Here is a 21,612-nt window from a genome sequence, read left to right as displayed (position 1 = left end):
GGGATTATCGCCATGGCGATCTCGTTCGCCGTCGCCGGTGGGAAGGGGCTGCTCGGCGCCCTCTTCGGCGCACTGCTGGTGATGGCCTTCTTCAGTTCCGGCCAGTTCGCGCTCGACCGCCTGACCAGGTCGAACCCGCAGATCATGATGGCTGCGGCGCTCCTGGTGTACACCACCCAGATCCTGTTGGTCGGCATCGTCCTGGCCGTCTTCAAGGACACCGAACTCTTCAACCGGCAGGCCTTCGCCTTCACGCTGCTCGGCTGCGCGCTGATCTGGACGGGGTTCCAGGTGCGTGGTGCGCTGAAGGCCAAGACCTTCTACGTGGACCCCGACGCCTCGGAAAAGAAGGGCGACAAGCCCTCCGACTCGGGGCGTCAACAGTGACGAGGCCTGACTGTCCCCCCAACGAGGGGGGCGGTGTTTATGCCGCACTGACGGACTGCTATCGTCCGTCGCAACAACGGAGTACGGGAAGAGGCCAGGTCTGTCCGAACAGCGGACGGATCGCCCCCCGGATCCGCGCAGTCTTCGATGATCCCGCTGTGGTGCGGCGCACCGTCGCGCGGGATCGGCGAGAAACCCATCAAGTTCCAGTGCCGCTCCGTGGTCGCAGGCCACGCCGACACACCGAGGTTGCCGTAACCATGCGTCACGACGAAGGAGTCCGTGGTGAGTGCTGATCAGCTCACGTTCCTCGCCTCAGGCAGTTGCCACTTCGGGGACGCTGGCTGCGGCTTCCCGGCCCCGGGTCTGAACGAGTTCCAGTTCAAGCCGATCTTCTCGATCGGCAGCATCGAGTTCAACAAGCCGATGCTGCTGTCGATCATCGTCGCGCTGCTGGTCGTCGTCTTCTTCTGGGCCGCCTTCGCCAAGCCGCGCCTGGTCCCCGGCAAGCTGCAGCTGGTCGGCGAGATCGGCTACGACTTCGTCAAGCGCTCCATCGTGCTGGAGACGATCGGCAAGAAGGGCGAGAAGTACGTCCCGATGCTCGTCTCGATGTTCTTCTTCATCTGGTTGATGAACATCATGTCGATCATCCCGTTCGCACAGTTCCCCGTGTCGGCGGCGATCGCGTTCCCGGCCGGCCTCGCGGCGGTCGTGTGGATCACCTACATGACGCTGACCTTCAAGAAGCACGGCTTCGTCGGCGGTCTCAAGAACCTCTGCTGGCCCTCGGGCATCCCCGGCTGGGTCATGTTCATCCTGGTGCCGATCGAGTTCTTCTCGAACATCTTCGTGCGCCCCTTCACGCTCGCGGTCCGAGCCTTCGCGAACATGTTCGCCGGCCACCTGCTGATCGTGATGTTCTCCATCGCCTCCTGGTACCTGCTCAGCCCGTCCCTGGGCGCGCTCTACGGTTCGGCCTCGTTCGTCGTCGCCGTCGCGCTGACCGCCTTCGAGCTGCTGGTCCAGTTCCTGCAGGCCTACATCTTCGTGATGCTGGCCAGCAGCTACATCGCCGGTGCCCTCGAAGAGGCGCACTGAGCCAGGGGGCCTCGGCCCTCCCTGAACCAACCTCCCGGATCGCCCGGTGGCCAATCACCACCGGATCACCACCCCTGCAAAGGACAACGTCAATGAGCATCCTCGCTGAGGGCACTGTCTACGGTTCCGTCGCCTCCATCGGCTACGGCCTCGCCGCCATCGGCCCCGGCATCGGCGTCGGTCTCATCTTCGGTAACGGTGTCCAGGCCATGGCCCGTCAGCCCGAGGCCGCTGGTCTCATCCGCTCCAACATGTTCATCGGCTTCGCGCTGACCGAGGCGCTCGCCCTCATCGGCATCGTCATGCCGTTCGTCTTCGGCAACAAGTAACCCGCCGTAGACCCATTCGAGGAAGGTCCAGATATGAGCATCGCGGCTTCGCTCGCGGCCGAGGAGAAGATGAACCCTCTCCTCCCCGCGTGGCCCGAGATCATCATCGGCCTGCTCTGCTTCTTCATCGTCTTCGGTCTGCTCGGCAAGAAGCTCCTCCCCAGCATCGAGAAGGTGCTGTCGGAGCGTCGGGACGCCATCGAGGGCGGCATGGAGCGGGCCGAGGCTGCCCAGGCCGAGGCCCAGGCCCTGCTTGAGCAGTACCGCGCCGAGCTCGCCGAGGCGCGTCACGAGGCTGCCCGCATCGTCGAGCAGGCTCGCGAGCAGGGCGCCGCCCAGCTCGCCGAGATGCGCGAGGAGGGCCAGCGCCAGCGCGAGGCCATCGTCGCCGCCGGCCACGCCCAGATCGAGGCGGACAAGAAGCAGGCGACTGCCGCCCTGCGCCAGGACGTGGGTTCGCTGGCCTCCCAGCTGGCCTCCCGCATCGTGGGTGAGTCCCTGGAGGACCACGCGCGGCAGAGCGGCGTGATCGACCGCTTCCTGGACGAGCTGGAGGCCAAGGCCACCGTTGCTCAGGGTGCGGCCAAGTGATCGGCGCCAGCCGCGAGGCCCTCGCCGCCGGCCGGCAGAACCTGGAGAGCCTGACCGACTCCACCTCGGTGGACGCGGCCAAGCTCGCCGAGGAGCTCACCGCCGTCACGGCCCTGCTGGACCGTGAGGTGTCGCTGCGCCGAGTCCTGACCGACCCGTCCCGGTCGGGCCAGGACAAGGCCCAGCTGGTCTCCTCGCTGCTGACCGGTCAGGTCTCCGGCGAGACCGTGGACCTGGTGTCGGGCCTGGTCCGCTCCCGCTGGTCGGGCTCGCGCGACCTGGTGGACGGGATCGAGGAGCTCGCCGCGTACGCCGAGATCATCGTCGCGGACAAGACCGGCGCCCTGGACGACGTCGAGGACGAGCTGTTCCGGTTCGGCCGGGTGGTGGGCGGCTCGCACGAGCTGCGCGCCGCGCTGACCGAGCCGAAGGCCGGCGCCGCCGCCAAGGCCGCGCTGATCGGCAAGCTGCTCGGCGGCCGTGCCCACGCGGGCACCGTCCGGCTGGTCACGGCCCTCGTCAACGCGCCGCGTGGCCGTAGCCTGGAGCAGGGCCTGGAGTCCTACTCGAAGCTCGCCGCCGCGCGCCGCGGCCGCGTGGTGGCCCTGATCACCACCGCGGTGCCGCTGTCGGACACCCAGAAGGAGCGCCTGTCCGGTGCTCTGGGCCGGATGTACGGCCGCCAGGTCCACCTGAACATCGGCGTCGACCCCGAGGTCGTCGGCGGTGTCCGGGTGCAGATCGGCGACGAGATCATCGAGGGCACCGTGTCGAGCCGCCTCGAAGGCGCTCGTCAGTCGCTCGAAGGCTGAGCACCGAAGCAGCACATCCGACCCTCGGTCGGGAAACCGGCTCCCCATGGAGTCGGCACATCGGACGGCCGGTTCGGCAGACCCGGCCGAGAGTCGAATACTTGCGGCCCTCAATGGCGGGCCGAGGATCGCAAACTAGGAGAGCAGGGAAGCCTGATGGCGGAGCTTACGATCCGTCCGGAGGAGATCCGGGACGCGCTGGCCGACTTTGTCCAGTCGTACCAGCCGGACGCCGCTTCTGTGGAAGAGGTCGGCACGGTCACTGACGCGGCGGACGGTATCGCGCATGTCGAGGGCCTGCCCTCGGTCATGGCGAACGAGCTGCTGAAGTTCGAGGACGGCACGCTCGGCCTCGCGCTGAACCTCGACACCCGCGAGATCGGTGTCGTCATCCTCGGTGAGTTCGGTGGCATCGAAGAGGGCCAGACCGTGCGCCGCACCGGCGAGGTCCTCTCGGTTCCGGTCGGCGACGGCTACCTCGGCCGCGTCGTGGACCCGCTGGGCAACCCGATCGACGGTCTGGGCGACATCGCCTCCACCGGTCGCCGCGCCCTGGAGCTGCAGGCCCCGGGCGTCATGGCCCGCAAGTCGGTCAAGGAGCCGCTGCAGACCGGCATCAAGGCCATCGACGCGATGACCCCGATCGGCCGCGGCCAGCGCCAGCTGATCATCGGTGACCGCCAGACCGGCAAGACCGCGGTGGCCGTCGACACGATCATCAACCAGCGCGACAACTGGCGCTCGGGCGACCCGAAGAAGCAGGTCCGCTGCATCTACGTCGCCGTGGGCCAGAAGGGCTCCACCATCGCGTCCGTCCGCGGCGCCCTGGAGGAGGCCGGCGCGCTGGAGTACACCACCATCGTGGCTGCTCCCGCCTCCGACCCGGCCGGCTTCAAGTACCTCGCCCCGTACACCGGTTCGGCCATCGGCCAGGAGTGGATGTACGACGGCAAGCACGTCCTGATCATCTTCGACGACCTGTCGAAGCAGGCCGAGGCCTACCGCTCCGTCTCCCTGCTGCTGCGCCGCCCGCCGGGCCGCGAGGCCTACCCGGGTGACGTCTTCTACCTGCACTCCCGCCTGCTGGAGCGCTGCGCCAAGCTGAACGACGCCCTGGGCGGCGGCTCGATGACCGGTCTGCCGATCATCGAGACCAAGGCCAACGACGTCTCGGCGTACATCCCGACCAACGTCATCTCCATCACCGACGGCCAGTGCTTCCTGGAGTCCGACCTGTTCAACGCCGGCATCCGCCCGGCCGTGAACGTCGGTATCTCGGTCTCCCGCGTCGGTGGCTCCGCCCAGATCAAGGCCATGCGCTCGGTCGCCGGCCGCCTGCGTCTGGACCTCGCCCAGTACCGTGAGCTGGAGGCCTTCGCCGCCTTCGGTTCCGACCTGGACGCGGCCTCCAAGGCGCAGCTGGAGCGCGGTTCGCGGATGGTCGAGCTGCTGAAGCAGGGTCAGTACCAGCCGTTCCCGGTCGAGGAGCAGGTCGTCTCCATCTGGGCCGGCACCACCGGCAAGCTGGACGACGTCCCGGTGGCGGACATCCGCCGCTTCGAGCGCGAGTTCCTGGACCACGTGCGCCTGCAGCACAAGGACCTGCTGGCCGGCATCGTCGAGACCGGTCTGCTCGCCGACGGCACCGTCGACGCGCTGACCGCCGCGATCGACTCGTTCAAGCAGGGCTTCACCACCGCCGACGGCAAGCTCCTCGGCGAGCAGGCCTGAGTCCGGTAGCGAGGGAAAGGACGTAACGACCCATGGGAGCACAGCTTCGGGTCTACAAGCGCCGGATCCGCTCTGTCACCGCGACGAAGAAGATCACCAAGGCGATGGAGATGATCTCCGCGTCGCGCATCGTCAAGGCGCAGCGCGCGGTGGCCGCCTCCACCCCGTACGCCGACGAGCTCACCCGGGCGGTGACGGCGGTGGCCACCCGGTCCAACGCCAAGCACCCGCTCACCACCGAGAACCCGCAGGCCAAGACGGCCGCAGTCCTGCTGATCACGGCGGACCGCGGTCTGGCGGGCGGTTACTCGACCAACGCCATCAAGGCGGCGCTCACGCTCTCCGAGCGGCTCCGCGGCGAGGGCAAGGACGTGGTGACGTACATCATCGGCCGCAAGGGCGTCTCGTACTACACCTTCCGCGACTTCAAGGTCGCGGAGTCGTGGACGGGATTCTCCGACAAGCCGACGTACGGTGACGCGAAGGCCGTCGCGGCCGACCTGATCGAGGCCTTCACGGCCGAGACCGGCGGCGTGGACGAACTGCACCTGATCTCGACGAAGTTCGAGTCGATGCTGACGCAGACCGCGGTCGAGGCCCGGCTGCTGCCGCTGAAGCTGGACGAGGTCCAGCTCAGCGACGAGCGGCCGGCCAAGGCCGAGATCTTCCCGCTGTACGACTTCGAGCCGTCGGCGGAGGGCGTCCTCGACGCGCTGCTGCCGCGGTACGTCGAGAGCCGGATCTACAACGCGCTGCTGCAGTCGGCCGCCTCCGAGCACGCCGCCCGTCGGCGCGCGATGAAGAGCGCGACGGACAATGCCGGAGAGCTCATCAAGTCGCTCACGCGGCTTGCCAACTCGGCCCGTCAGGCCGAGATCACCCAGGAAATCAGCGAGATCGTCGGCGGTGCCAACGCCCTCGCCGACGCTAGCCGCGGGAGCGAATGAGAATGACCACCACTGTTGAGCCGACCACGGCGACGGGCCGCGTCGCGCGGGTCATCGGCCCGGTCGTCGACGTGGAGTTCCCCGTCGACGCGATTCCGGACATGTTCAACGCCCTGCACGTCGAGGTGGACAACCCCGACGGCACGGGTCTGAAGACCCTGACCCTCGAGGTCGCCCAGCACCTCGGCGACGGCGTGGTCCGCGGCATCTCGATGCAGCCGACCGACGGCCTGGTCCGTGGCGCGCAGGTCACCGACACCGGCGCGGCCATCTCCGTGCCGGTCGGCCAGATCACCAAGGGCAAGGTCTTCAACGCCCTCGGCGACGTGCTGAACGTCGACCAGGCGGAGTTCGACAAGCAGGTCGAGGTCCGCTGGCCGATCCACCGCAAGGCCCCGGCCTTCAAGGACCTCGAGTCCAAGACCGAGATGTTCGAGACCGGCATCAAGGTCATCGACCTGCTCACCCCGTACGTCCAGGGTGGCAAGATCGGTCTGTTCGGTGGTGCCGGTGTCGGCAAGACCGTTCTGATCCAGGAGATGATCTACCGCGTCGCCGAGAACTTCGGTGGTGTGTCGGTGTTCGCCGGTGTCGGTGAGCGCACCCGTGAGGGCAACGACCTCATCGACGAGATGGTCGACTCGGGCGTTCTGGACAAGACCGCGCTGGTCTTCGGCCAGATGGACGAGCCGCCGGGCACCCGTCTGCGCGTCGCGCTCTCCGCGCTGACCATGGCGGAGTACTTCCGCGACGTCGAGAAGCAGGACGTGCTCCTCTTCATCGACAACATCTTCCGGTTCACCCAGGCCGGTTCCGAGGTGTCGACCCTGCTCGGCCGCATGCCCTCCGCGGTGGGCTACCAGCCGAACCTGGCCGACGAGATGGGCCTCCTGCAGGAGCGCATCACCTCGACCCGTGGTCACTCGATCACCTCGATGCAGGCGATCTACGTCCCCGCGGACGACCTGACCGACCCGGCGCCGGCCACCACCTTCGCCCACCTGGACGCGACCACCGTTCTGTCGCGTCCGATCTCGGAGAAGGGCATCTACCCGGCCGTCGACCCGCTGGACTCCACGTCCCGCATCCTCGACCCGCGGTACATCGCGCAGGGCCACTACGACACGGCCCTCCGCATCAAGGGGATCCTGCAGAAGTACAAGGACCTCCAGGACATCATCGCGATCCTCGGTATCGACGAGCTGTCCGAGGAGGACAAGGTCACGGTCCACCGTGCCCGTCGCATCGAGCGCTTCCTCTCGCAGAACACCTACGTGGCGAAGCAGTTCACCGGTGTCGAGGGTTCGACCGTGCCGCTGTCGGAGACCATCGAGGCCTTCAACGCGATCGCGGACGGCAAGTACGACTCCATCCCGGAGCAGGCCTTCTTCATGTGCGGTGGCATCGAGGACCTCGAGAAGAACGCCGCCGAGCTGGCGAAGAAGTAGTCGCGGCCGGTAGCAGCTGAGTGACCGTGAGGGGTGGCCCCCGAGCCTGGGGACCACCCCTCGCGTCGCATCGGCTGTGATTCCGGTCAAATCCGTGCCGCCGGTTTCATGCCGGAGGCGCGCGGCCGTTATTCTTACCGAAACTCCCGAGTAATCGGGGGTTGCATGAGCCTAGGAGCCCACGTTGGCTGAGCTGCACGTCGAGCTGGTCGCAGCCGACCGCAAGGTGTGGTCCGGTGCGGCCACCATCGTCGTCGCCCGTACGGCCTCCGGCGACACCGGCATCATGCCGGGTCACACCCCGGTGCTGAGCGTGCTGGAGACCGGCCCGGTCACCATCCGCACGGTGGACGGCGGCACCGTGATCGCCGCGGTGCACGGCGGCTTCATCTCCTTCGCCGACAACAAGCTGTCTCTGCTCGCGGAGATCGCCGAGCTGGCGGACGAGATCGACGTCGCCCGTGCCGAGCGCGCGCTGGAGAAGGCGAAGTCGGACCTGGACGAGCACGCCGAGCGGCGTGCCGAGGTGCGCCTGTTCGCGGCGCGCGGCCTCAAGGCCCACGTCTGAGTACGCCGGACCCTGGTTTAGCGGGGTCGACCGACGGTCCCGGGGACGCGTGAGCGTGACCCCGGGACTGTCGTCGTAGTTGGTAGGTCAACGCGGTCGCTTGATACGACCGATACGGGGAACGCGGGTAGCGAGGAGGTAGGTGAGCATGGTCCTCGCGCTTGTGGTGTGTGCGGCGGTCGTGGCGCTGGGTGTGATCGGCCTGGTGGCGTTCGCGGTACGACGCCGCTTGATCCAGCGGGTCGGCGGCACGTTCGACTGCAGCTACCGGCTCAAAATGCCCGCCGACGCCTCGACGCAGCCCGACCTCGACGAGAACGGCAAACCCACCTCGGCCCCGGTCCCCCAGACCGACGGCAAGGGGTGGGTTTTTGGTATCGGCCGCTACAGCGGCGACTCGATCGAGTGGTTCCGGGTGTTCTCGTACGCCCCCCGCCCGCGCCGGGTGCTGCCGCGCCGGGAGATCGAGGTGCTCGGCCGGCGCTACCCGGAGGGCCAGGAGGAGCTGGCACTGCTCTCCGGCTCGGTGGTGCTGCGCTGCCTGCACAACGGGGAGCCGCTGGAGCTGGCGATGAGCGAGGACGCGCTCACCGGCTTCCTCGCCTGGCTGGAGGCGGCCCCGCCCGGGCAGAGGGTCAACGTCGCGTAGCGACGAGACCCTCGGGATGGGGGCACCCCCGGCCGGAGGCTGGGGGAGGGTCAACGTCGCGTAGCGACGAGACCCTCGGGATGGGGGCACCCCCGGCCGGAGGCCGGAAGAGGGTTAACGTCGCCTAACCTGCCCGGCTACGCTGGCCGCATGGTCAATCTGACGCGCATCTACACCCGTACCGGCGACGACGGCACCACCGCGCTCGGCGACATGAGCCGGACCACCAAGACCGACCCCCGGCTGGTGGCGTACGCCGACACCAACGAGGCGAACGCGGCGATCGGGGTGGCCGTCGCCGCCGGATCGCTGCCCGAGGACGTCGTCACCGTGCTCGTCCGGATCCAGAACGACCTGTTCGACGTCGGCGCGGACCTGTCCACGCCGGTGGTGGAGGACCCGAAGTACCCGCCGCTGCGGGTGCTGCAGTCGTACGTCGACCGGCTGGAGGGGGACTGCGACCACTACCTGGAGCAGGTCGAGAAGCTGCGCAGCTTCATCCTGCCCGGCGGCACGCCCGGCGCGGCCCACCTGCACCTGGCCTGCACGGTGGTGCGGCGGGCCGAGCGGGCCACCTGGGCGGCGATCGCGGAGCACGGGGACACCGTCAACCCGCTGACCGCGAAGTACCTCAACCGGCTCTCCGACCTGCTGTTCATCCTGGCCCGGGCGGCCAACAAGGAGCGCGGCGACGTGCTCTGGGTACCCGGCGAGAACCGCTAGGGCCGCTGGAGCGGCGCGGCCGGAACCGCTAGAGCTGCTTCTGCGCGGCGTCGGCCGGCGGCTGCTTGGGCCAGATCGAGTAGCAGCCGGCGACGATCACGTTGACCACCGCGGCGATGCCCAGCTTGAGGTACCACTGGAGGAAGGTGCCGTAGTGCGCGGCGCCTGCGGACAGCGGCACCAACAGGGTGATCAGGCTCAGCGTGATCGCCGCCGAGGCCACCGTGCGGCGGCAGATCTGCCACTCGTGCCTGGTGTGCTCGGGGCCGTACTTGGGCGAGGGCAGGGGCTTGGGGCCGCCGGCGAAGCGGTACGCGAAGTGCCGGTCGGCCCAGCGGACCAGCGAGGGGCCGTACCCGATCGAGAAGCCGGCGTAGCTCGCCGCGAGGGCGTGCGTCCAGCTCGCGGTGGCGCCGCCGCGCAGGTCGAGCACGGTGAGCACGTACAGGGTGAGGTCCACGACCGGCAGGCCGATCAGCAGCGCGGTGCTGGTGCGGCGCCGGCGCAGCAGGTAGCGGGCGGCGAGGCCGAGGCCGAGCAGGATCCAGAAGGAGATCTCGGCCGCGACGATGAGGGTGACGATCACGATGTGCTCCCGGACGGGTCGGCGGTGTCACCAGCCTCGCGCGGGCGCCCGCCGGTGTCGTCGTCGTCCGGTGCCGTCCCGGTCTGCATCTTTCGATGTAGCGGGCTCCTCCGCACACCGGAGCCGGGCGGTCCGCCGGGGATGGTGAGATGGGGGTGTGCCCCTCCCGTCCCTCACCCCGCGCCGGCAGGACCGGCTGATCGCCCTCTGCGGTCTGCTCGGCGGCGTGGTGCTGATCGTCTTCAAGGTGTACGACCGCGCCGGCCAGGTGCCGCTGTGGGCGGTGCTGCCGCCGATGCTGGTGATGTCGGCGCTGGAGCTGGTCCGGCGGACCAGGCCGGTGCTGGCGGTGTCGGTCGGCGGGCTGGCCTTCGCGGCGAGCCTGTTCGCCGGCAGCCTGCTGGCGACGCTGATCATGTACACCGACCTGCTGTACGCGGCGGTGATCTACGGCAGCCGCCGGATGTCGCGGGTGCTGCACCTGACCGGCGGGTCCACCGTGCTGGTGCTCTCGACGCTCGCGGCGATCTACGGCGGCACGGCGGGCGCGCTGCTGGTGGCGGTGGTCGGTTCGATGATCTTCCTGGCCCCGGTGTGGACCGGCGACGTGGTGCGCAAGCACCGGCAGGAGGCGGAGGCCGAGCGGCTGCGGGCCGAACAGACCGCGCTGCTCTCGGAGATGGACCGGCGCGAGGCCGTCGGCGCCGAACGGGCCAGGATGGCACGGGAGTTGCACGACGTGGTGGCCAACCACCTGTCGGCGATCGCGATCCACGCGACCGGTGTGCAGTCCGTCGCCCGGCGCCGTCGGCTGGCCGAGGACGACCCGCTGGTGGAGGTGCTGGCGGTGATCCGGGAGAACAGCGTCCAGGGTTTGGCCGAAATGCGTCGCATGATCGGACTGCTGCGCGACAGCGGCGGGGGAGAGGCCGACGAGTCGTACGCGGCGCCCGACCTCGCCGCGGTGGACGCCCTGCTGGCCAAGGCCAGGGCGGCCGGCCAGGACATCGGGCTGGACTTCGACCTGGCCGAGCACGGCGAGCGCGGGGACGTCCCGGTGCCGGTCGGCCTGGCCGCGTACCGGATCGTCCAGGAGTCGCTGACCAACGCGCTCAAGCACGCCGGGCCCGGACTCGTCCGGCTGCGGCTGGAGTTCGGGCCCGAGGAGCTGCGGATCGCCGTCGACAGCCCGTACCGCGGCGAGGCCGGCCGTGGACTGCCCGGCGCCCGGGCCGGGTTGGTGGGCATGGCGGAGCGGGCCGGGTTGCTCGGCGGCAGCTTCGAGGCGGGCCCGCGGGACGGACACTGGAGCGTGCGCGCGGTGCTGCCGCGCGGGCGGGAGAGCGAGGGACGGGCATGACGATCCGGGTGCTGGTGGCCGAGGACCAGGCGGCGGTACGGGCGGCGCTGGTGATGATCCTGCGGGCCGAGCCGGACGTCGAGGTGGTCGGGCAGGCCGCCGACGGCGAGGAGGCCGTCCGGCTGGCGCTGGAGCTGCGGCCGGACGTGGTGCTGATGGACGTGCAGATGCCCCGGCTGGACGGCGTGTCGGCGACCCGGCAGGTGGTCGCCGCCGGGGCCGCCCAGGTGCTCGTGCTGACCACCTTCGACCTGGACGAGTACGTCTACGGCGCGCTGCGGGCCGGCGCGGCCGGGTTCCTGCTCAAGGACCTGGAGGCGGACACCCTGGTCGAGGGCATCCGGACGGTGGCGCGCGGGGACGGCATGCTGGCGCCCTCGGTGACCAGGCGGCTGATCGGCACCTTCGCCCGCCCGGAGCGGTCGGTCGGCCCCGAGGCCCGGGCGACGGTGGCCGAGCTGACCCCGCGCGAGCGGGAGGTGCTGGCCTGCCTCGGGGCGGGCCTGTCGAACGGTGAGATCGCGGCCCGGCTGGAGATGGCGGAGGCGACCACCAAGACGCACGTCAGCCGGATCCTGGCGAAGCTGCGGCTGCGCAGCCGGGTGCAGGCGGCGATCCTGGCGCAGGACCTCGGGCTGACCATCTGACCGTCCGATCAGCCGACCGCGGCCGGTCTGGGTCGGCTGACCAGGTCGGTTGCAGATCACACTCCCGATTGCTACTGCGCGGGCGGATTGGGCATTAGAGTCCCGGCAACGAGCGACGCGGCTCGATGGCGGTGACCCCTGCCCTGAGCCGCCTTCAGGGCCCGCCCCAGGGCGGCGACGGCATCGGGAGACCCAGCCATGAGCAATGCGTCCAGCAAGCAGATCGCCGTGATCGGTGCCGGCCTGATGGGAGCCGGCATCGCCCAGGTGTCCGCGCAGGCGGGCCACCCGGTGGTGCTGCGGGACGTCACCGAGGAGGCCCTGCAGCGCGGGCTCGCGGGCATCCGCGCCTCCTACGACAAGTTCGTCGCCAAGGGCCGGCTGAGCGCCGAGGACGCCGAGGCCGCGCTGGGCCGGATCACCACCACCACCGACCTGGGCGCCGTCGCCGAGGCCGACATCGTGGTCGAGGCCGTGTTCGAGCAGCTGGACGTCAAGGAGGGCGTCTTCCGGGAGCTCGACAAGCTCGCCAAGGACGGCGCGGTGCTGGCCTCCAACACCTCCGCCATCCCGATCACCCGGATCGCGGCCGCGACCCGGCGCCCCGAGTCGGTCGTCGGCGTGCACTTCTTCTCGCCGGTGCCGCTGATGAAGCTGGTCGAGCTGGTCCGCGGCTACAAGACCAGCGACGAGACGCTGGCCGTCGCCCGGGCCTTCGCCGAGGGCGTCGGCAAGGAGGTCGTGGTGGTCAACCGCGACGTGGCCGGCTTCGTCACCACCCGCCTGATCACCGCGCTGGTCGTCGAGGCCGCCAAGCTGTACGAGTCGGGCGTCGCCACCGCCGAGGACATCGACACCGCCTGCCGCCTCGGCTTCGGCCACCCGATGGGCCCGCTGGAGACCGCCGACCTGACCGGCGTGGACATCCTGCTGCACGCCGCCCGCAACATCTACGACGAGACCCAGGACGAGAAGTTCGCCGCCCCGGAGATCATGGCGCGCATGGTCACCGCCGGTGACCTCGGCCGCAAGAGCGGCCGCGGCTTCTACCCGTACCAGGGCGCGTGAGCCCCCGTCGGAGCAGGTGAGCGACGACGCCGGGCGACCGGGCGGGCCGTGCGGTCGGAGCACCGTGCGCCCGCCCGGTCGGGTCGGGTGAGTTTCCTCACGCCGGATGCCGCAGACGGGTGATTTGGGCGGTAATCGAGCGTAGGTGTGGAGACTTACTGCGTATATTCCCTCGGACGAGTGAAGTTGCTTCAGATCTGACCGGAACCAGCAACCTGCGGTACTGGTCCACCGTCAGATGAGGGGGAACCCGGCATTCCGACCGGGCCCGGGCGAGGGGCCACGGCCCGCCCGGATGGACACCCCGCCCCGGAACAAGCCCTACCAGACCGGCCAGGCGAAGGAGGAGAGCATGCGCATCACCGGCGACCACCGGGCGCTGGCCATCGAAGGCCGCCTCGACGTGCGCACCGCCGCCGATGCCCGGGCCCGGCTGCACCAGGCCGTGGACGGCGGCTTCGGCGACCTCGTGCTCGACCTCGCCCGGCTGGAGTTCTGGGACGCCACCGGCCTCGGTGTGATCATGGGCACCCACCGCAGGGCCGGCCGGATCGGCCGCCGGCTGGTGCTGCGCTCCGTCCCGGCCCAGCTCCAGCGCCTGCTGGTGGCCACCAAGCTGCACCGCATCCTGGCCGTCGACGGCGGCATCGCCGAGGCCCACGGGATCATCCTCTAGGGCCTGCCCGGCAAGATCGTCCGGACCGGCCCTGGGCCCCTGACCAGCACCCGGACCGGCCGCAGGGCCGCCCCCGGTCCAGCCCCGGACCGGACCGCCCTGCACGGCCGGGTCAGTATGTGCAAGAGTCTGCCCGTCAGATGACGGCCGCCTCAGCCAGCTGCCCCCCAGCCCGCACGCGGCCGCGACCGAGACGTCAGCCGGCCGGCGCGGGGCGCCGTCGGCCGAGCACGATGCGGAGCAGAACGTGGCACAGCCATCCGGGGAGTTCCGGCAGGAGGCCGCCCGCACCCGAGGCGGCGAACTCGTCTCCGGCGGGCTGCTGGTCGGCGTCGGTGCCCCGGACGGCTCCGAGGTCAGGCCCTGCCCCGAGGAGTGGCGGCCCCGCCCGCGCCGGATCGAGCGCAGCGAGCCCGCCCGCGGCCCGGTCGGCGGCGTCGGCCGCGCGGTCGGCCCGCTGGCCCTCGGCGCCGGGCCCGCCGACCTGCCGCTGCTCGACCGCGAGGCCGACGTCGCCGAACTCCTCGGCCTGCTCGCCGAGGGCCGTTCGATACGCCTGGTCGGCCAGGCCGGCTCGGGCCGCAGCGCGCTGCTGTCGGCCGTCGCCGAGGCCGCCGCCGACCTCGCCCCCGGCGGCGTCGTCCAACTCTGCGGGCACCGCCGCACCGCCGCCGACCTGCTCCAGGACCTCTTCGCGGCCACCCACCACGCCCCCGGCTACCGGCCGGACCCCGGCCAGCTGGCCGCCCACCTCGCCGAGGTCGGCGCGATCGTGGTCGTCGACGGCGCCGAGCAGTCCGGCGCCGAACTGGAGGAGCTGCTCGCCGCGGCCCCCGGCTGCGCCTTCCTGATCTCGGCGGCCCCGGGCAGCCCGCCGCTGCCGCCCGGCTCCCGGCTGCAGGACCACCTGGTCGCCGGGCTCTCCCGCTCCGCCTGCCTCGCCCTCGCCGCCCGCCAGGCCGGGCGGCCGCTGGACGTCGCCGAGAAGGCCTGGGCGGTCGACCTCTGGTTCGAGTCCGAGGGCCTGCCGCTGCGCTTCGTCCAGGCCGCCGCGCTGCTGCGCCAGCGGGACGTCTCGGTGGACGCGCTGGTCGCCGCCGAGGAGGACCGGATGGGCGTCTTCGGCGCGGTCGAGGAGCCCGTCCACGACCCCGATCCGGCGGTCCGTGAGAACGCGCTGCGCCGGACCGTCCCGCTGCCGTCCGTCGCCGAGACCGCCTCGCCCGCCGTCCGGCTCGCCGAGGGGCTGAGCGAGCCCGCGCAGGCCGTCCTGCGGCTCGCCGTCGCGCTCGGCGGCGAGTGCCCCACCGCGCCGCACCTGCCCGCGCTGATCGACGTCGGCCAGGGCGAGAGCGCCCTCGCCGAACTCGCCGACGCCGGGCTCGCGGTGTCCATCGGCGGGCACCACCGGCTGACCGCCGGGGTGCTCGACCTGCTCGCCCCGCACTGGCCGGCCCGCGGCTGCCTGGACGGCGCGGCCCAGCACTTCGCCTGGTGGGTCGGGCACAGCTCGGTGTCGCTGGCGCAGGTCGCGGCCGAGGCGGAGGTGGTGATCGGCGTCCTGCTCGCGGACCGGGCCGCCGGCCGGCACGACGCGGTCGTGCGCCTGGCCCGGGCCGCCGCGCCCGCGTTGGCGCTGTCGCTGCGCTGGGGCGCCTGGGAGCGGGTCCTGCAGCTGGGCCTGGAGGCGGCCCGCCGGACGGGCTCCGGCACCGACCAGGCCTGGTTCCACCACGAGGCGGGCGTGCACGCGTTCTGCGTCCGGGAGCCGTCCCGGGCGATGGCCGAGCTGGAGACCGCGCTCACCCTGCGGGCCGCGGCCGGCGAGCAGCGCGGGGTCGCCGCCGCGCGCCGGATGCTGGACCTGCTGCGCGCCGACGGCCGGCAGCTGGCGCCCGCCGCGCCCGCCGCGTCGGCGCCCTCCCGGCGGCCCGTCATCCGCGCGATAGCCAAGGTGCCGTCCAGCCTGCGGTCCGGGACCAGGCGCCGGGTGATCGCCGCGTCGGCGGCCGTCCTGGCGCTCGGGGCCCTCGGGACGGCGGTGGCGATGAGCGCCACCGGCCCGGAGCAGCACCAGGGGAACGATCCGCACAGCCGGCTCGACGATCCGGACGGCACCCAGACCGGGCCGCTCCCGGCGCCGCGCACCGGCAGCGCACCGGCCACCACCGGCACCGCCGGTCCGGCCGCGGGCTCCGCCCCGGCGGCGGACGGCACCAGCCCGGAGCCGTCGGCGAGCGGCAGCGCGTCGCGCTCGCCGAGCGCGTCGCCGTCGAAGAAGCCGAGCAGGTCGGCGAGCGAGAGCCCGTCCGACAGCTCACCGCCGCAGCAGCCGCAGCCGCCCGCGTCGGGCCAGTCGCAGCCGCCGGTCCAGCAGCCCGGCCCGCAGCCGGGCGGCGGCGAGAACGGCGGCTCGAACGGCGGTGGTCAGTCCGGCGGTGGCGGCGGCACCGGGACGTCGCCCTCGCCGAAGCCGAGCAGCAGCTCGCCCTCGCCGACCCAGAGCGCCACGGCGACCCCGACGGCCAGCGCCACCGCGACCGGCACGCCCAGTCCGACGTCGACGACGTCCGCGAGGTGACCGGGCTGCGGGGAGACCGGTCAGCAGCGACCGGTCAGAACAGCTTGAGCTTGTCGTCGTCGATGCCGCGCAGCTCGTCGTAGTCCAGCACCACGCAGCCGATGCCCCGGTCGGTGGCCAGCACGCGGGCCTGGGGCTTGATCTCCTGCGCGGCGAAGATGCCCTTGACCGGGGCCAACAGCGGGTCCCGGTTGAGGAGTTCGAGGTAGCGGGTGAGCTGCTCGACGCCGTCGATCTCGCCGCGGCGCTTGATCTCGACGGCCACCGTGGCGCCGTCCGAGTCGCGGCAGAGGATGTCGACCGGGCCGATCGCGGTCGGGTACTCTCGGCGGATCAGGGACCAGCCGGCGCCGAGCACCTCCATCCGGTCCGCGAGCAGCTCCTGGAGGTGCGCCTCGACGCCGTCCTTGATCAGGCCCGGGTCCACCCCGAGTTCGTGGGAGGAGTCGTGCAGCACCTCCTCCAGCGTGATGATGAGCTTCTCGCCGGCCTTGTTCTCCACCGTCCAGACCCCGTCCGCCTCCTTGAGCGCGCACGGCGGGGACATCCAGTTGAGCGGCTTGTAGGCGCGGTCGTCGGCGTGGATGCTGACGCTGCCGTCGGCCTTGACCAGGATGAGCCTGGTGGCGGAGGGCAGATGGGCGGAGAGCCGACCGGCATAGTCGACTGAGCAGCGGGCAATTACGAGACGCACGGTCGACCACGCTAGCCCACCGGGGCCAGTTGATGCGATTCCACGACGGCCGGGTGAAGAAAGCGCGAACCCCGCGAACATGGAGGTTCGGCAATTCCGCTGCCCGCCCGTCGCGGTCTGGCGCCCATCCCCTCTGGTCGCTACCGTGTGTGACGGCACGCATGCGGGATCGCTGTCAACGGGGATGGAGACTTCAGATGAACGATCCGACGGGATCCGGCCAATCTGGTGCACCACCGCGTATTTCCGAAGCAATCCTCAGGAATGACCGGCCCGCTCCGCCGTTGACTGCCACGCTGTTCCGAGCGCGGTCGGTGTCCGGGACGTCACGTCCCGTGGCGCCGCCGCTTTCGCAGGGTGCCGAAAACGCCCGTTCCACGGCGTTCCGGGCACCACGCGCGATCCGCCCACCCTCACTGTGAGCTTGGACTACGCATGACCACCCGGGCGCCGCGCGGGTGGACCTCGAGAGGAGAATCCATGTCGCTCGACGTCTCACCGGCCCTGCTGGAAAAGGCCGAGCGGGGCGAGGTCGACGAGCGGGAATTCGTCGACTGCGTCCGCGTCTCGCTGCCGTACGCCTGGGACCTGATCAGCTCGTTGGTCGCCCAGGCGAAGGTCGACGGTACCGATTTCGCCGACAACCAGGTACCGCCGCCCAGCGAGCAGGCCCGCGGCCAGCTCCTGCGGGCCCTCGCCAGCGACGCCATCCGGGGTGCCCTGCAACGGCACTTCGGGGTGCGGCTGGCCTTCCAGAACTGTCACCGGGTTGCGGTCTTCCTGCCGTCGGAGGCCAACGAGGCGCGGCACGCGCGCTTCACCTCGGTCCGGGAGCAGCTGCTCAACCAGTCCGAGCAACTGCGGGACTGCTGACCGGACGGCACCGCTGATCCGGTGCCGGTACCGACCGGCCCGGAAGGTCGTCGGGCCGCCCCCGTCCCCCGGTGCGGGGGGAGGGGCGGCGGCCCGGACCGGCCCGGGGCGGGCGCGGGATCAACCCAGCTGCGGCAGTACCTCGGAGCCGAGCCGGGCGATGTTGTGCAGCGTCGCCTCGCGGTCGCCGCTGCCCTCCGCGAGGAGCGCGAAGCGGCGGATGCCGGTCCGCTCGGCGGTGGCCAGCAGCCGGTCGGCGCACTGCCGCGGCGTGCCCACCGCGTGCAGGTCGCAGAGGAGTTCGGTGTACTGCCGCGGGTCGCGCATCTTGCGCTCCCGGCCGTCCACGGTGCGGTGGGCGCCGAGCCCGTACTCGAACCAGCCCGGCATGGCGTTCAGCAGGGTGGCCCGGGCCGCCGCGGTGCGGTCGTCGACCTGCGCCACCCCGGCCGCGACGTGCCGGCGGTTCACCCGGCGCAGCTGCTCCTCGCCGCGCCCGGCGGCCAGCCAGGCGGTGCGGTACAGCTCCAGCATGTGCAGCTTGTCGTCGTCGCCGGAGTGCATGCCGAGCAGCATCGGCAGGCCGCGCTCGGCGGCGAGCTTCACCCCGCCCGGCGAGGTGCAGGCGACCACCATCGGCGGGCCGGCCACCGGCCGCCCGGTCGGGTCGAGTTCCTCGCCGAGGCCCTCGACGTCCTGGCGCTGGCGCGGGAAGCGCACCGGGCCGGACTCCTCGCCGAGGCCGAGCCAGCTGCCCAGCCCGGGGCGGCGGAGCGGTTCGGTGGCGCGCGGTACCACCGCCACCTCGGGGAAGGCGAACTGCGGGCCGTCCGCGCCCACCCGGGAGCCGCGCAGCCAGCGCAGCAGCAGGTCCAGCCGCTCCGGGAAGCCGCTCTCGAAGGCGTCCACGCCGCCGCCGAACACGTCCAGGTCGATCCACGGCCCGCCGCGGCCCACCCCGAGCGTGAAGCGCCCGTCCGAGGTGAGGTGCAACAGCGCGGCCTGCTCGCCGAGCGCCACCGGGTGGGCGGTGGAGAGCACGCTGACCGCCGTGCCGACGCCGATCCGGCGGGTCCGGCCGAGCAGCAGCGCGGCCAGCGTGACGGCGTTGGGGCAGACCCCGTACGGGACGAAGTGGTGCTCGGCCAGCCAGACGCTGTCCAGACCCGCGCGCTCGGCCTCGACGGCGGCCCGGACGGTGCGGTCCAGCGCCTCGCGGTGGCTCTGCCCGGGGAACTGGGCGGACAGCAGGAACGCGCCGACCCGTACCGGCGCGGTCCCCGGCGGGAGCGCGCCCGCCCGCTGGGGGGTGGGCAGCGGGTCGCCCGCCGCGGCCGTGATCGGGGGGACGGCGGTCAACACCGGACCGGGGGCGGGCGGCCGGACCCCGACGGGCCGACGGGTCTCGGCACGGGGACTGGTCTTGGTCATCGTTGGGCCTCCTCGGGTGCGCGCAGGGTCTGCGGGCCCCGCCTGTTCCCCTTGTGGGTATCCGATGTCATGTGCCAATGGCACGCGGAACCCCGTATTTCCTCGAAGATCGGGTGGATCTCGGCAAAAAGGCGGGAGCGCCGGAGGATGCCGTGATAGTGGCCTTCGGGAGGGATGGACGGCCGTAGGCTGGAACGGCCACGAGCCCCTGGAAGAGAGGTAGTCCGACGTGTCGCCGCGCCGCAACCGGATCAAGAGCGCCGACCCCCGCGAGAGCGCCGAGTCGGCCGCCCCACTCGGTGGATCGCTGCGCCGCACCGAGAGCTACCAGGGCGACGACTGGGTGGTCCAGACGGTCGCCGGGACGGCCGGGCGGCACTACCGCTGCCCGGGCTGCGACCAGGAGATCCCGCCCGGGGTGGGCCATGTGGTGGCCTGGCCGGCGTACGGTGCGGGCGTGGACGACCGGCGGCACTGGCACCGCGCCTGCTGGGGCGCGCGGGAGCGCCGGGCCTCCAACATCCTGCGAGGCCGCGGCGCTCCGCGGTACTGAACCGCCTCAGGCGTCCCGGCTCTTGAGCACCAGCGCGCCGCCGACCAGGGCGGCGAGGGTCCAGGCCAGGCAGATCACGAAGCCGGTCCACGGCCCGTACGGCTGGCCGTGCTGCTCGTACACCAGCAGCATCCGCGAGCCCGCGTAGTCCGGGAAGTAGTGGGCCAGGGTCTTGACCTTCGGCACCGCCGAGAGGATCGGCGAGAGCAGGAAGAAGAACGGCACCAGCACGCCCAGCGCCAGCGTCTGGTTGTGCAGCATCGCGGTGACGCCGGCCGAGAACAGGCAGAGCAGCGTCAGGTACAGCGCGGCGCCGAACACCGCGCGCAGCACGTGCGGTTCGCCGAGGCTGGTGGAGTGCGAGCCGAGCAGCGCCTGGCCGAGGAAGAAGGTGACGAAGGCCGTCACCACCGAGACCACCAGGGCCATCGCGCCGAGCACCGTCGCCTTGCCGGTGAGCAGGGTGCCGCGCTGCGGGACGGCGGCCAGGGTGACCCGGATCATGCCGGTGCTGTACTCGTTGCCGATCGCCAGCACGCCGAAGACGATGATGGCGAGTTCGCCGAGCATGATGCCGGAGAAGGAGGTGCCGGTCGCGTCGAACGGGGACTGGTCGCCCCGGCGGAACTCGGTGAAGTTGTTGTTCGTGAGCAGGGACAGCAGCGCGCCGATGCCGACGGTGACGACGAAGGTCAGCGCGAGCGTCCAGACCGTCGAGCGGACGCTGCGGATCTTCGTCCACTCGGAGCGCAGGATCGCCGGGAAGGACGTCATCTCAGTTCTCCTCCTGCCGTGCCGCCGCGGACTGCCGGGTGCCGTCCGCCGTCCAGCCGGCGCCCCAGACGCCGGGTGCGCCGGCCGCGTCCCGGCCCGGCCCGTCGCCCGCGTGGTACTCCACCGAGTCGGCCGTCATCTGCATGAACGCCTCCTCCAACGAGGCCTGCTGCGGGCTGAGTTCGTGCAGGACGACGCCGTGGGCCGCGGCCAGGTCGCCGAGCCGGGCGAGGTCGCCGTCGACCACCTCGTAGGAGCCGCCCGGCCCGGGCTCGGGCCGGATCCCGGCGCCGGCCAGGGCGTCGAGCAGCCGCTCGGGGTGCGGGGTGCGCATCCGTACGGCGGAGCGGGAGTTGCGTCGGATGAACTCCGGCATCGGCAGGTCGGCGAGCAGCCGGCCCTTGCCGATGACCACCAGGTGGTCGGCGGTGACGGCCATCTCGCTCATCAGGTGGGAGGAGACGAAGACCGTCCGGCCCTCGGTGGCGAGCCGCTTCATGAGGTTGCGGATCCAGAGGATGCCCTCCGGGTCCAGGCCGTTGACCGGCTCGTCGAACATGACGATCTCCGGGTCGCCGAGCAGCGCGGAGGCGATGCCCAGGCGCTGTCCCATGCCGAGCGAGAAGCCGCGGGCCCGCTTGCGGGCGACCGGGGTGAGGCCGACCAGGGCGAGCACCTCGTCCACCCGGCGGGTCGGGATGCGGTTGCTCTGGGCGAGCCAGAGCAGGTGGTCGCGGGCGGTACGGCCGGGGTGGACGGCCTTGGCCTCCAGCAGTGCGCCGATGTACTTGAGCGGCTCGCTGAGCTGCCCGTAGCGCTTGCCGTCGATGGTGACCCGGCCGCTGGTGGGGCGGTCGAGGTCGAGGATCATGCGCATGGTGGTGGACTTGCCGGCGCCGTTCGGACCGAGGAATCCGGTCACCACCCCCTGCGGGACCTGGAAGCCGAGCCGGTCCACGGCGAGGGTCTTGCCGTAACGTTTCGTCAGGTCGTGCAACTCGATCATTCGCGCTCCCTTACTCTCCGTCAGGCTAGGACAAAGCGGATATCGCGGCCCGCTGAGTGGGCCCGCCGGGCGTGCCG

Annotated in this window: 23 protein-coding genes; 18 read left to right on the top strand and 5 right to left on the bottom strand. The window is 71.5% G+C overall.

The window, feature by feature from the left end; all coding sequences use genetic code 11:
• Window positions 1-12: 12 nt before the first annotated feature.
• The 11 genes from ACIO5E_RS17105 to ACIO5E_RS17055 all read left to right on the top strand — a co-directional run bounded on the left by ACIO5E_RS17105 (window position 13) and on the right by ACIO5E_RS17055 (window position 9,286).
• On the top strand, window positions 13-387 hold the full coding sequence (locus tag ACIO5E_RS17105) for a hypothetical protein (protein WP_400668167.1): 375 nt from the start codon (window positions 13-15) through the stop codon (window positions 385-387).
• 285 nt (window positions 388-672) lie between these two features.
• The gene (atpB, locus tag ACIO5E_RS17100) at window positions 673-1,488 is read left to right on the top strand and encodes a F0F1 ATP synthase subunit A (RefSeq protein ID WP_400668164.1); all 816 of its coding nucleotides are present in this window, start codon (window positions 673-675) and stop codon (window positions 1,486-1,488) included.
• 92 nt (window positions 1,489-1,580) lie between these two features.
• Window positions 1,581-1,817, top strand: coding sequence for an ATP synthase F0 subunit C (gene atpE, locus ACIO5E_RS17095; RefSeq protein ID WP_030282059.1), 237 nt, complete (start codon window positions 1,581-1,583; stop codon window positions 1,815-1,817).
• 33 nt (window positions 1,818-1,850) lie between these two features.
• Complete coding sequence (locus tag ACIO5E_RS17090; RefSeq protein ID WP_400668162.1) at window positions 1,851-2,408, top strand: F0F1 ATP synthase subunit B; 558 nt, start codon at window positions 1,851-1,853, stop codon at window positions 2,406-2,408.
• A complete protein-coding gene (locus ACIO5E_RS17085) occupies window positions 2,405-3,220 on the top strand; it encodes a F0F1 ATP synthase subunit delta (RefSeq protein ID WP_400668159.1) in 816 nt (271 codons plus the stop codon). The genes ACIO5E_RS17090 and ACIO5E_RS17085 overlap by 4 nt, the downstream gene beginning before the upstream one ends.
• 156 nt (window positions 3,221-3,376) lie before the next feature.
• Complete coding sequence (gene atpA / locus ACIO5E_RS17080; RefSeq protein WP_280676026.1) at window positions 3,377-4,951, top strand: F0F1 ATP synthase subunit alpha; 1,575 nt, start codon at window positions 3,377-3,379, stop codon at window positions 4,949-4,951.
• Window positions 4,952-4,983: 32 nt separating this feature from the next.
• Complete coding sequence (locus tag ACIO5E_RS17075) at window positions 4,984-5,898, top strand: F0F1 ATP synthase subunit gamma (protein ID WP_400668155.1); 915 nt, start codon at window positions 4,984-4,986, stop codon at window positions 5,896-5,898.
• Window positions 5,899-5,900: 2 nt separating this feature from the next.
• Complete coding sequence (gene atpD / locus ACIO5E_RS17070) at window positions 5,901-7,346, top strand: F0F1 ATP synthase subunit beta (protein ID WP_280676022.1); 1,446 nt, start codon at window positions 5,901-5,903, stop codon at window positions 7,344-7,346.
• Between the two features lie 184 nt (window positions 7,347-7,530).
• Window positions 7,531-7,914 carry a F0F1 ATP synthase subunit epsilon gene (locus ACIO5E_RS17065; RefSeq protein ID WP_280676020.1) on the top strand — a complete coding sequence of 128 codons (384 nt, stop codon included), beginning with the start codon at window positions 7,531-7,533 and terminating at the stop codon, window positions 7,912-7,914.
• A gap of 148 nt (window positions 7,915-8,062) precedes the next feature.
• Window positions 8,063-8,563 carry a DUF2550 domain-containing protein gene (locus ACIO5E_RS17060; RefSeq protein ID WP_063347798.1) on the top strand — a complete coding sequence of 167 codons (501 nt, stop codon included), beginning with the start codon at window positions 8,063-8,065 and terminating at the stop codon, window positions 8,561-8,563.
• 150 nt (window positions 8,564-8,713) lie between these two features.
• Window positions 8,714-9,286 (top strand): cob(I)yrinic acid a,c-diamide adenosyltransferase, encoded by a 573-nt coding sequence (locus tag ACIO5E_RS17055; RefSeq protein WP_400668150.1) that lies wholly within the window; start codon window positions 8,714-8,716, stop codon window positions 9,284-9,286.
• 28 nt (window positions 9,287-9,314) lie between these two features.
• Here the strand turns inward: ACIO5E_RS17055 and ACIO5E_RS17050 are convergent, their stop codons facing one another.
• Window positions 9,315-9,872: a hypothetical protein gene (locus ACIO5E_RS17050; protein WP_400668147.1), complete on the bottom strand. Its 558-nt coding sequence runs from the start codon at window positions 9,870-9,872 to the stop codon at window positions 9,315-9,317.
• Window positions 9,873-10,029: 157 nt separating this feature from the next.
• On the opposite strand from ACIO5E_RS17050, the gene ACIO5E_RS17045 reads away from it, so the two are divergent.
• From ACIO5E_RS17045 to ACIO5E_RS17025, 5 genes are all read left to right on the top strand, one after another.
• A complete protein-coding gene (locus tag ACIO5E_RS17045) occupies window positions 10,030-11,232 on the top strand; it encodes a sensor histidine kinase (RefSeq protein WP_400668144.1) in 1,203 nt (400 codons plus the stop codon).
• Window positions 11,229-11,879, top strand: coding sequence for a response regulator transcription factor (locus tag ACIO5E_RS17040; RefSeq protein ID WP_280676011.1), 651 nt, complete (start codon window positions 11,229-11,231; stop codon window positions 11,877-11,879). Before ACIO5E_RS17045 ends, ACIO5E_RS17040 begins: the two co-directional genes overlap by 4 nt.
• Window positions 11,880-12,077: 198 nt before the next feature.
• On the top strand, window positions 12,078-12,947 hold the full coding sequence (locus ACIO5E_RS17035; protein ID WP_400668141.1) for a 3-hydroxyacyl-CoA dehydrogenase family protein: 870 nt from the start codon (window positions 12,078-12,080) through the stop codon (window positions 12,945-12,947).
• A gap of 352 nt (window positions 12,948-13,299) precedes the next feature.
• The gene (locus ACIO5E_RS17030) at window positions 13,300-13,623 is read left to right on the top strand and encodes an STAS domain-containing protein (protein ID WP_280676598.1); all 324 of its coding nucleotides are present in this window, start codon (window positions 13,300-13,302) and stop codon (window positions 13,621-13,623) included.
• 247 nt (window positions 13,624-13,870) lie between these two features.
• Entirely contained in the window at window positions 13,871-16,204 is a 2,334-nt protein-coding gene (locus ACIO5E_RS17025) for an ATP-binding protein (RefSeq protein WP_400668139.1), read from the top strand.
• A gap of 34 nt (window positions 16,205-16,238) precedes the next feature.
• Here ACIO5E_RS17025 and nucS read toward each other — a convergent pair whose 3' ends face one another.
• Window positions 16,239-16,898 (bottom strand): endonuclease NucS, encoded by a 660-nt coding sequence (nucS, locus tag ACIO5E_RS17020; RefSeq protein ID WP_280676005.1) that lies wholly within the window; start codon window positions 16,896-16,898, stop codon window positions 16,239-16,241.
• Between the two features lie 480 nt (window positions 16,899-17,378).
• On the opposite strand from nucS, the gene ACIO5E_RS17015 reads away from it, so the two are divergent.
• Window positions 17,379-17,771 (top strand): SCO5389 family protein, encoded by a 393-nt coding sequence (locus tag ACIO5E_RS17015; RefSeq protein ID WP_400668136.1) that lies wholly within the window; start codon window positions 17,379-17,381, stop codon window positions 17,769-17,771.
• 120 nt (window positions 17,772-17,891) lie between these two features.
• Here the strand turns inward: ACIO5E_RS17015 and ACIO5E_RS17010 are convergent, their stop codons facing one another.
• A complete protein-coding gene (locus ACIO5E_RS17010; RefSeq protein ID WP_400668134.1) occupies window positions 17,892-19,202 on the bottom strand; it encodes an LLM class flavin-dependent oxidoreductase in 1,311 nt (436 codons plus the stop codon).
• A gap of 229 nt (window positions 19,203-19,431) precedes the next feature.
• Between ACIO5E_RS17010 and ACIO5E_RS17005 the strand changes: the two genes are divergently transcribed.
• Window positions 19,432-19,755 (top strand): ATP/GTP-binding protein, encoded by a 324-nt coding sequence (locus ACIO5E_RS17005; RefSeq protein ID WP_400668131.1) that lies wholly within the window; start codon window positions 19,432-19,434, stop codon window positions 19,753-19,755.
• Window positions 19,756-19,761: 6 nt separating this feature from the next.
• Here ACIO5E_RS17005 and ACIO5E_RS17000 read toward each other — a convergent pair whose 3' ends face one another.
• Together ACIO5E_RS17000 and ACIO5E_RS16995 are read right to left on the bottom strand one after the other, a co-directional pair.
• Window positions 19,762-20,529, bottom strand: a complete 768-nt coding sequence (locus ACIO5E_RS17000) for an ABC transporter permease subunit (protein ID WP_400668128.1) — start codon at window positions 20,527-20,529, stop codon at window positions 19,762-19,764.
• A gap of 1 nt (window position 20,530) precedes the next feature.
• Entirely contained in the window at window positions 20,531-21,535 is a 1,005-nt protein-coding gene (locus ACIO5E_RS16995) for an ABC transporter ATP-binding protein (protein ID WP_400668126.1), read from the bottom strand.
• Window positions 21,536-21,612 lie beyond the last annotated feature (77 nt).

Origin of the sequence: Kitasatospora sp. NPDC087314, from assembly GCF_044744365.1 — a bacterium.
GTDB lineage: Bacteria > Actinomycetota > Actinomycetes > Streptomycetales > Streptomycetaceae > Kitasatospora.
Note: the sequence above shows the minus strand (reverse complement) of the source record. Positions and strands in the feature narration are given on the sequence as shown.

Bases quoted from the DNA above. Each gene is read 5' to 3' on its own strand.
- ACIO5E_RS17105 (WP_400668167.1), top strand. From the start codon at position 13: ATGGCGATCTCGTTCGCCGTCGCCGGTGGGAAGGGGCTGCTCGGCGCC.
- atpE (WP_030282059.1), top strand. From the start codon at position 1,581: ATGAGCATCCTCGCTGAGGGCACTGTCTACGGTTCCGTCGCCTCCATC.
- ACIO5E_RS17090 (WP_400668162.1), top strand. From the start codon at position 1,851: ATGAGCATCGCGGCTTCGCTCGCGGCCGAGGAGAAGATGAACCCTCTC.
- atpA (WP_280676026.1), top strand. From the start codon at position 3,377: ATGGCGGAGCTTACGATCCGTCCGGAGGAGATCCGGGACGCGCTGGCC.
- ACIO5E_RS17075 (WP_400668155.1), top strand. From the start codon at position 4,984: ATGGGAGCACAGCTTCGGGTCTACAAGCGCCGGATCCGCTCTGTCACC.
- atpD (WP_280676022.1), top strand. From the start codon at position 5,901: ATGACCACCACTGTTGAGCCGACCACGGCGACGGGCCGCGTCGCGCGG.
- ACIO5E_RS17060 (WP_063347798.1), top strand. From the start codon at position 8,063: ATGGTCCTCGCGCTTGTGGTGTGTGCGGCGGTCGTGGCGCTGGGTGTG.
- ACIO5E_RS17055 (WP_400668150.1), top strand. From the start codon at position 8,714: ATGGTCAATCTGACGCGCATCTACACCCGTACCGGCGACGACGGCACC.
- ACIO5E_RS17040 (WP_280676011.1), top strand. From the start codon at position 11,229: ATGACGATCCGGGTGCTGGTGGCCGAGGACCAGGCGGCGGTACGGGCG.
- ACIO5E_RS17035 (WP_400668141.1), top strand. From the start codon at position 12,078: ATGAGCAATGCGTCCAGCAAGCAGATCGCCGTGATCGGTGCCGGCCTG.
- ACIO5E_RS17030 (WP_280676598.1), top strand. From the start codon at position 13,300: ATGCGCATCACCGGCGACCACCGGGCGCTGGCCATCGAAGGCCGCCTC.
- ACIO5E_RS17015 (WP_400668136.1), top strand. From the start codon at position 17,379: ATGTCGCTCGACGTCTCACCGGCCCTGCTGGAAAAGGCCGAGCGGGGC.
- ACIO5E_RS17010 (WP_400668134.1), bottom strand. From the start codon at position 19,202: ATGACCAAGACCAGTCCCCGTGCCGAGACCCGTCGGCCCGTCGGGGTC.
- ACIO5E_RS17000 (WP_400668128.1), bottom strand. From the start codon at position 20,529: ATGACGTCCTTCCCGGCGATCCTGCGCTCCGAGTGGACGAAGATCCGC.
- ACIO5E_RS16995 (WP_400668126.1), bottom strand. From the start codon at position 21,535: ATGATCGAGTTGCACGACCTGACGAAACGTTACGGCAAGACCCTCGCC.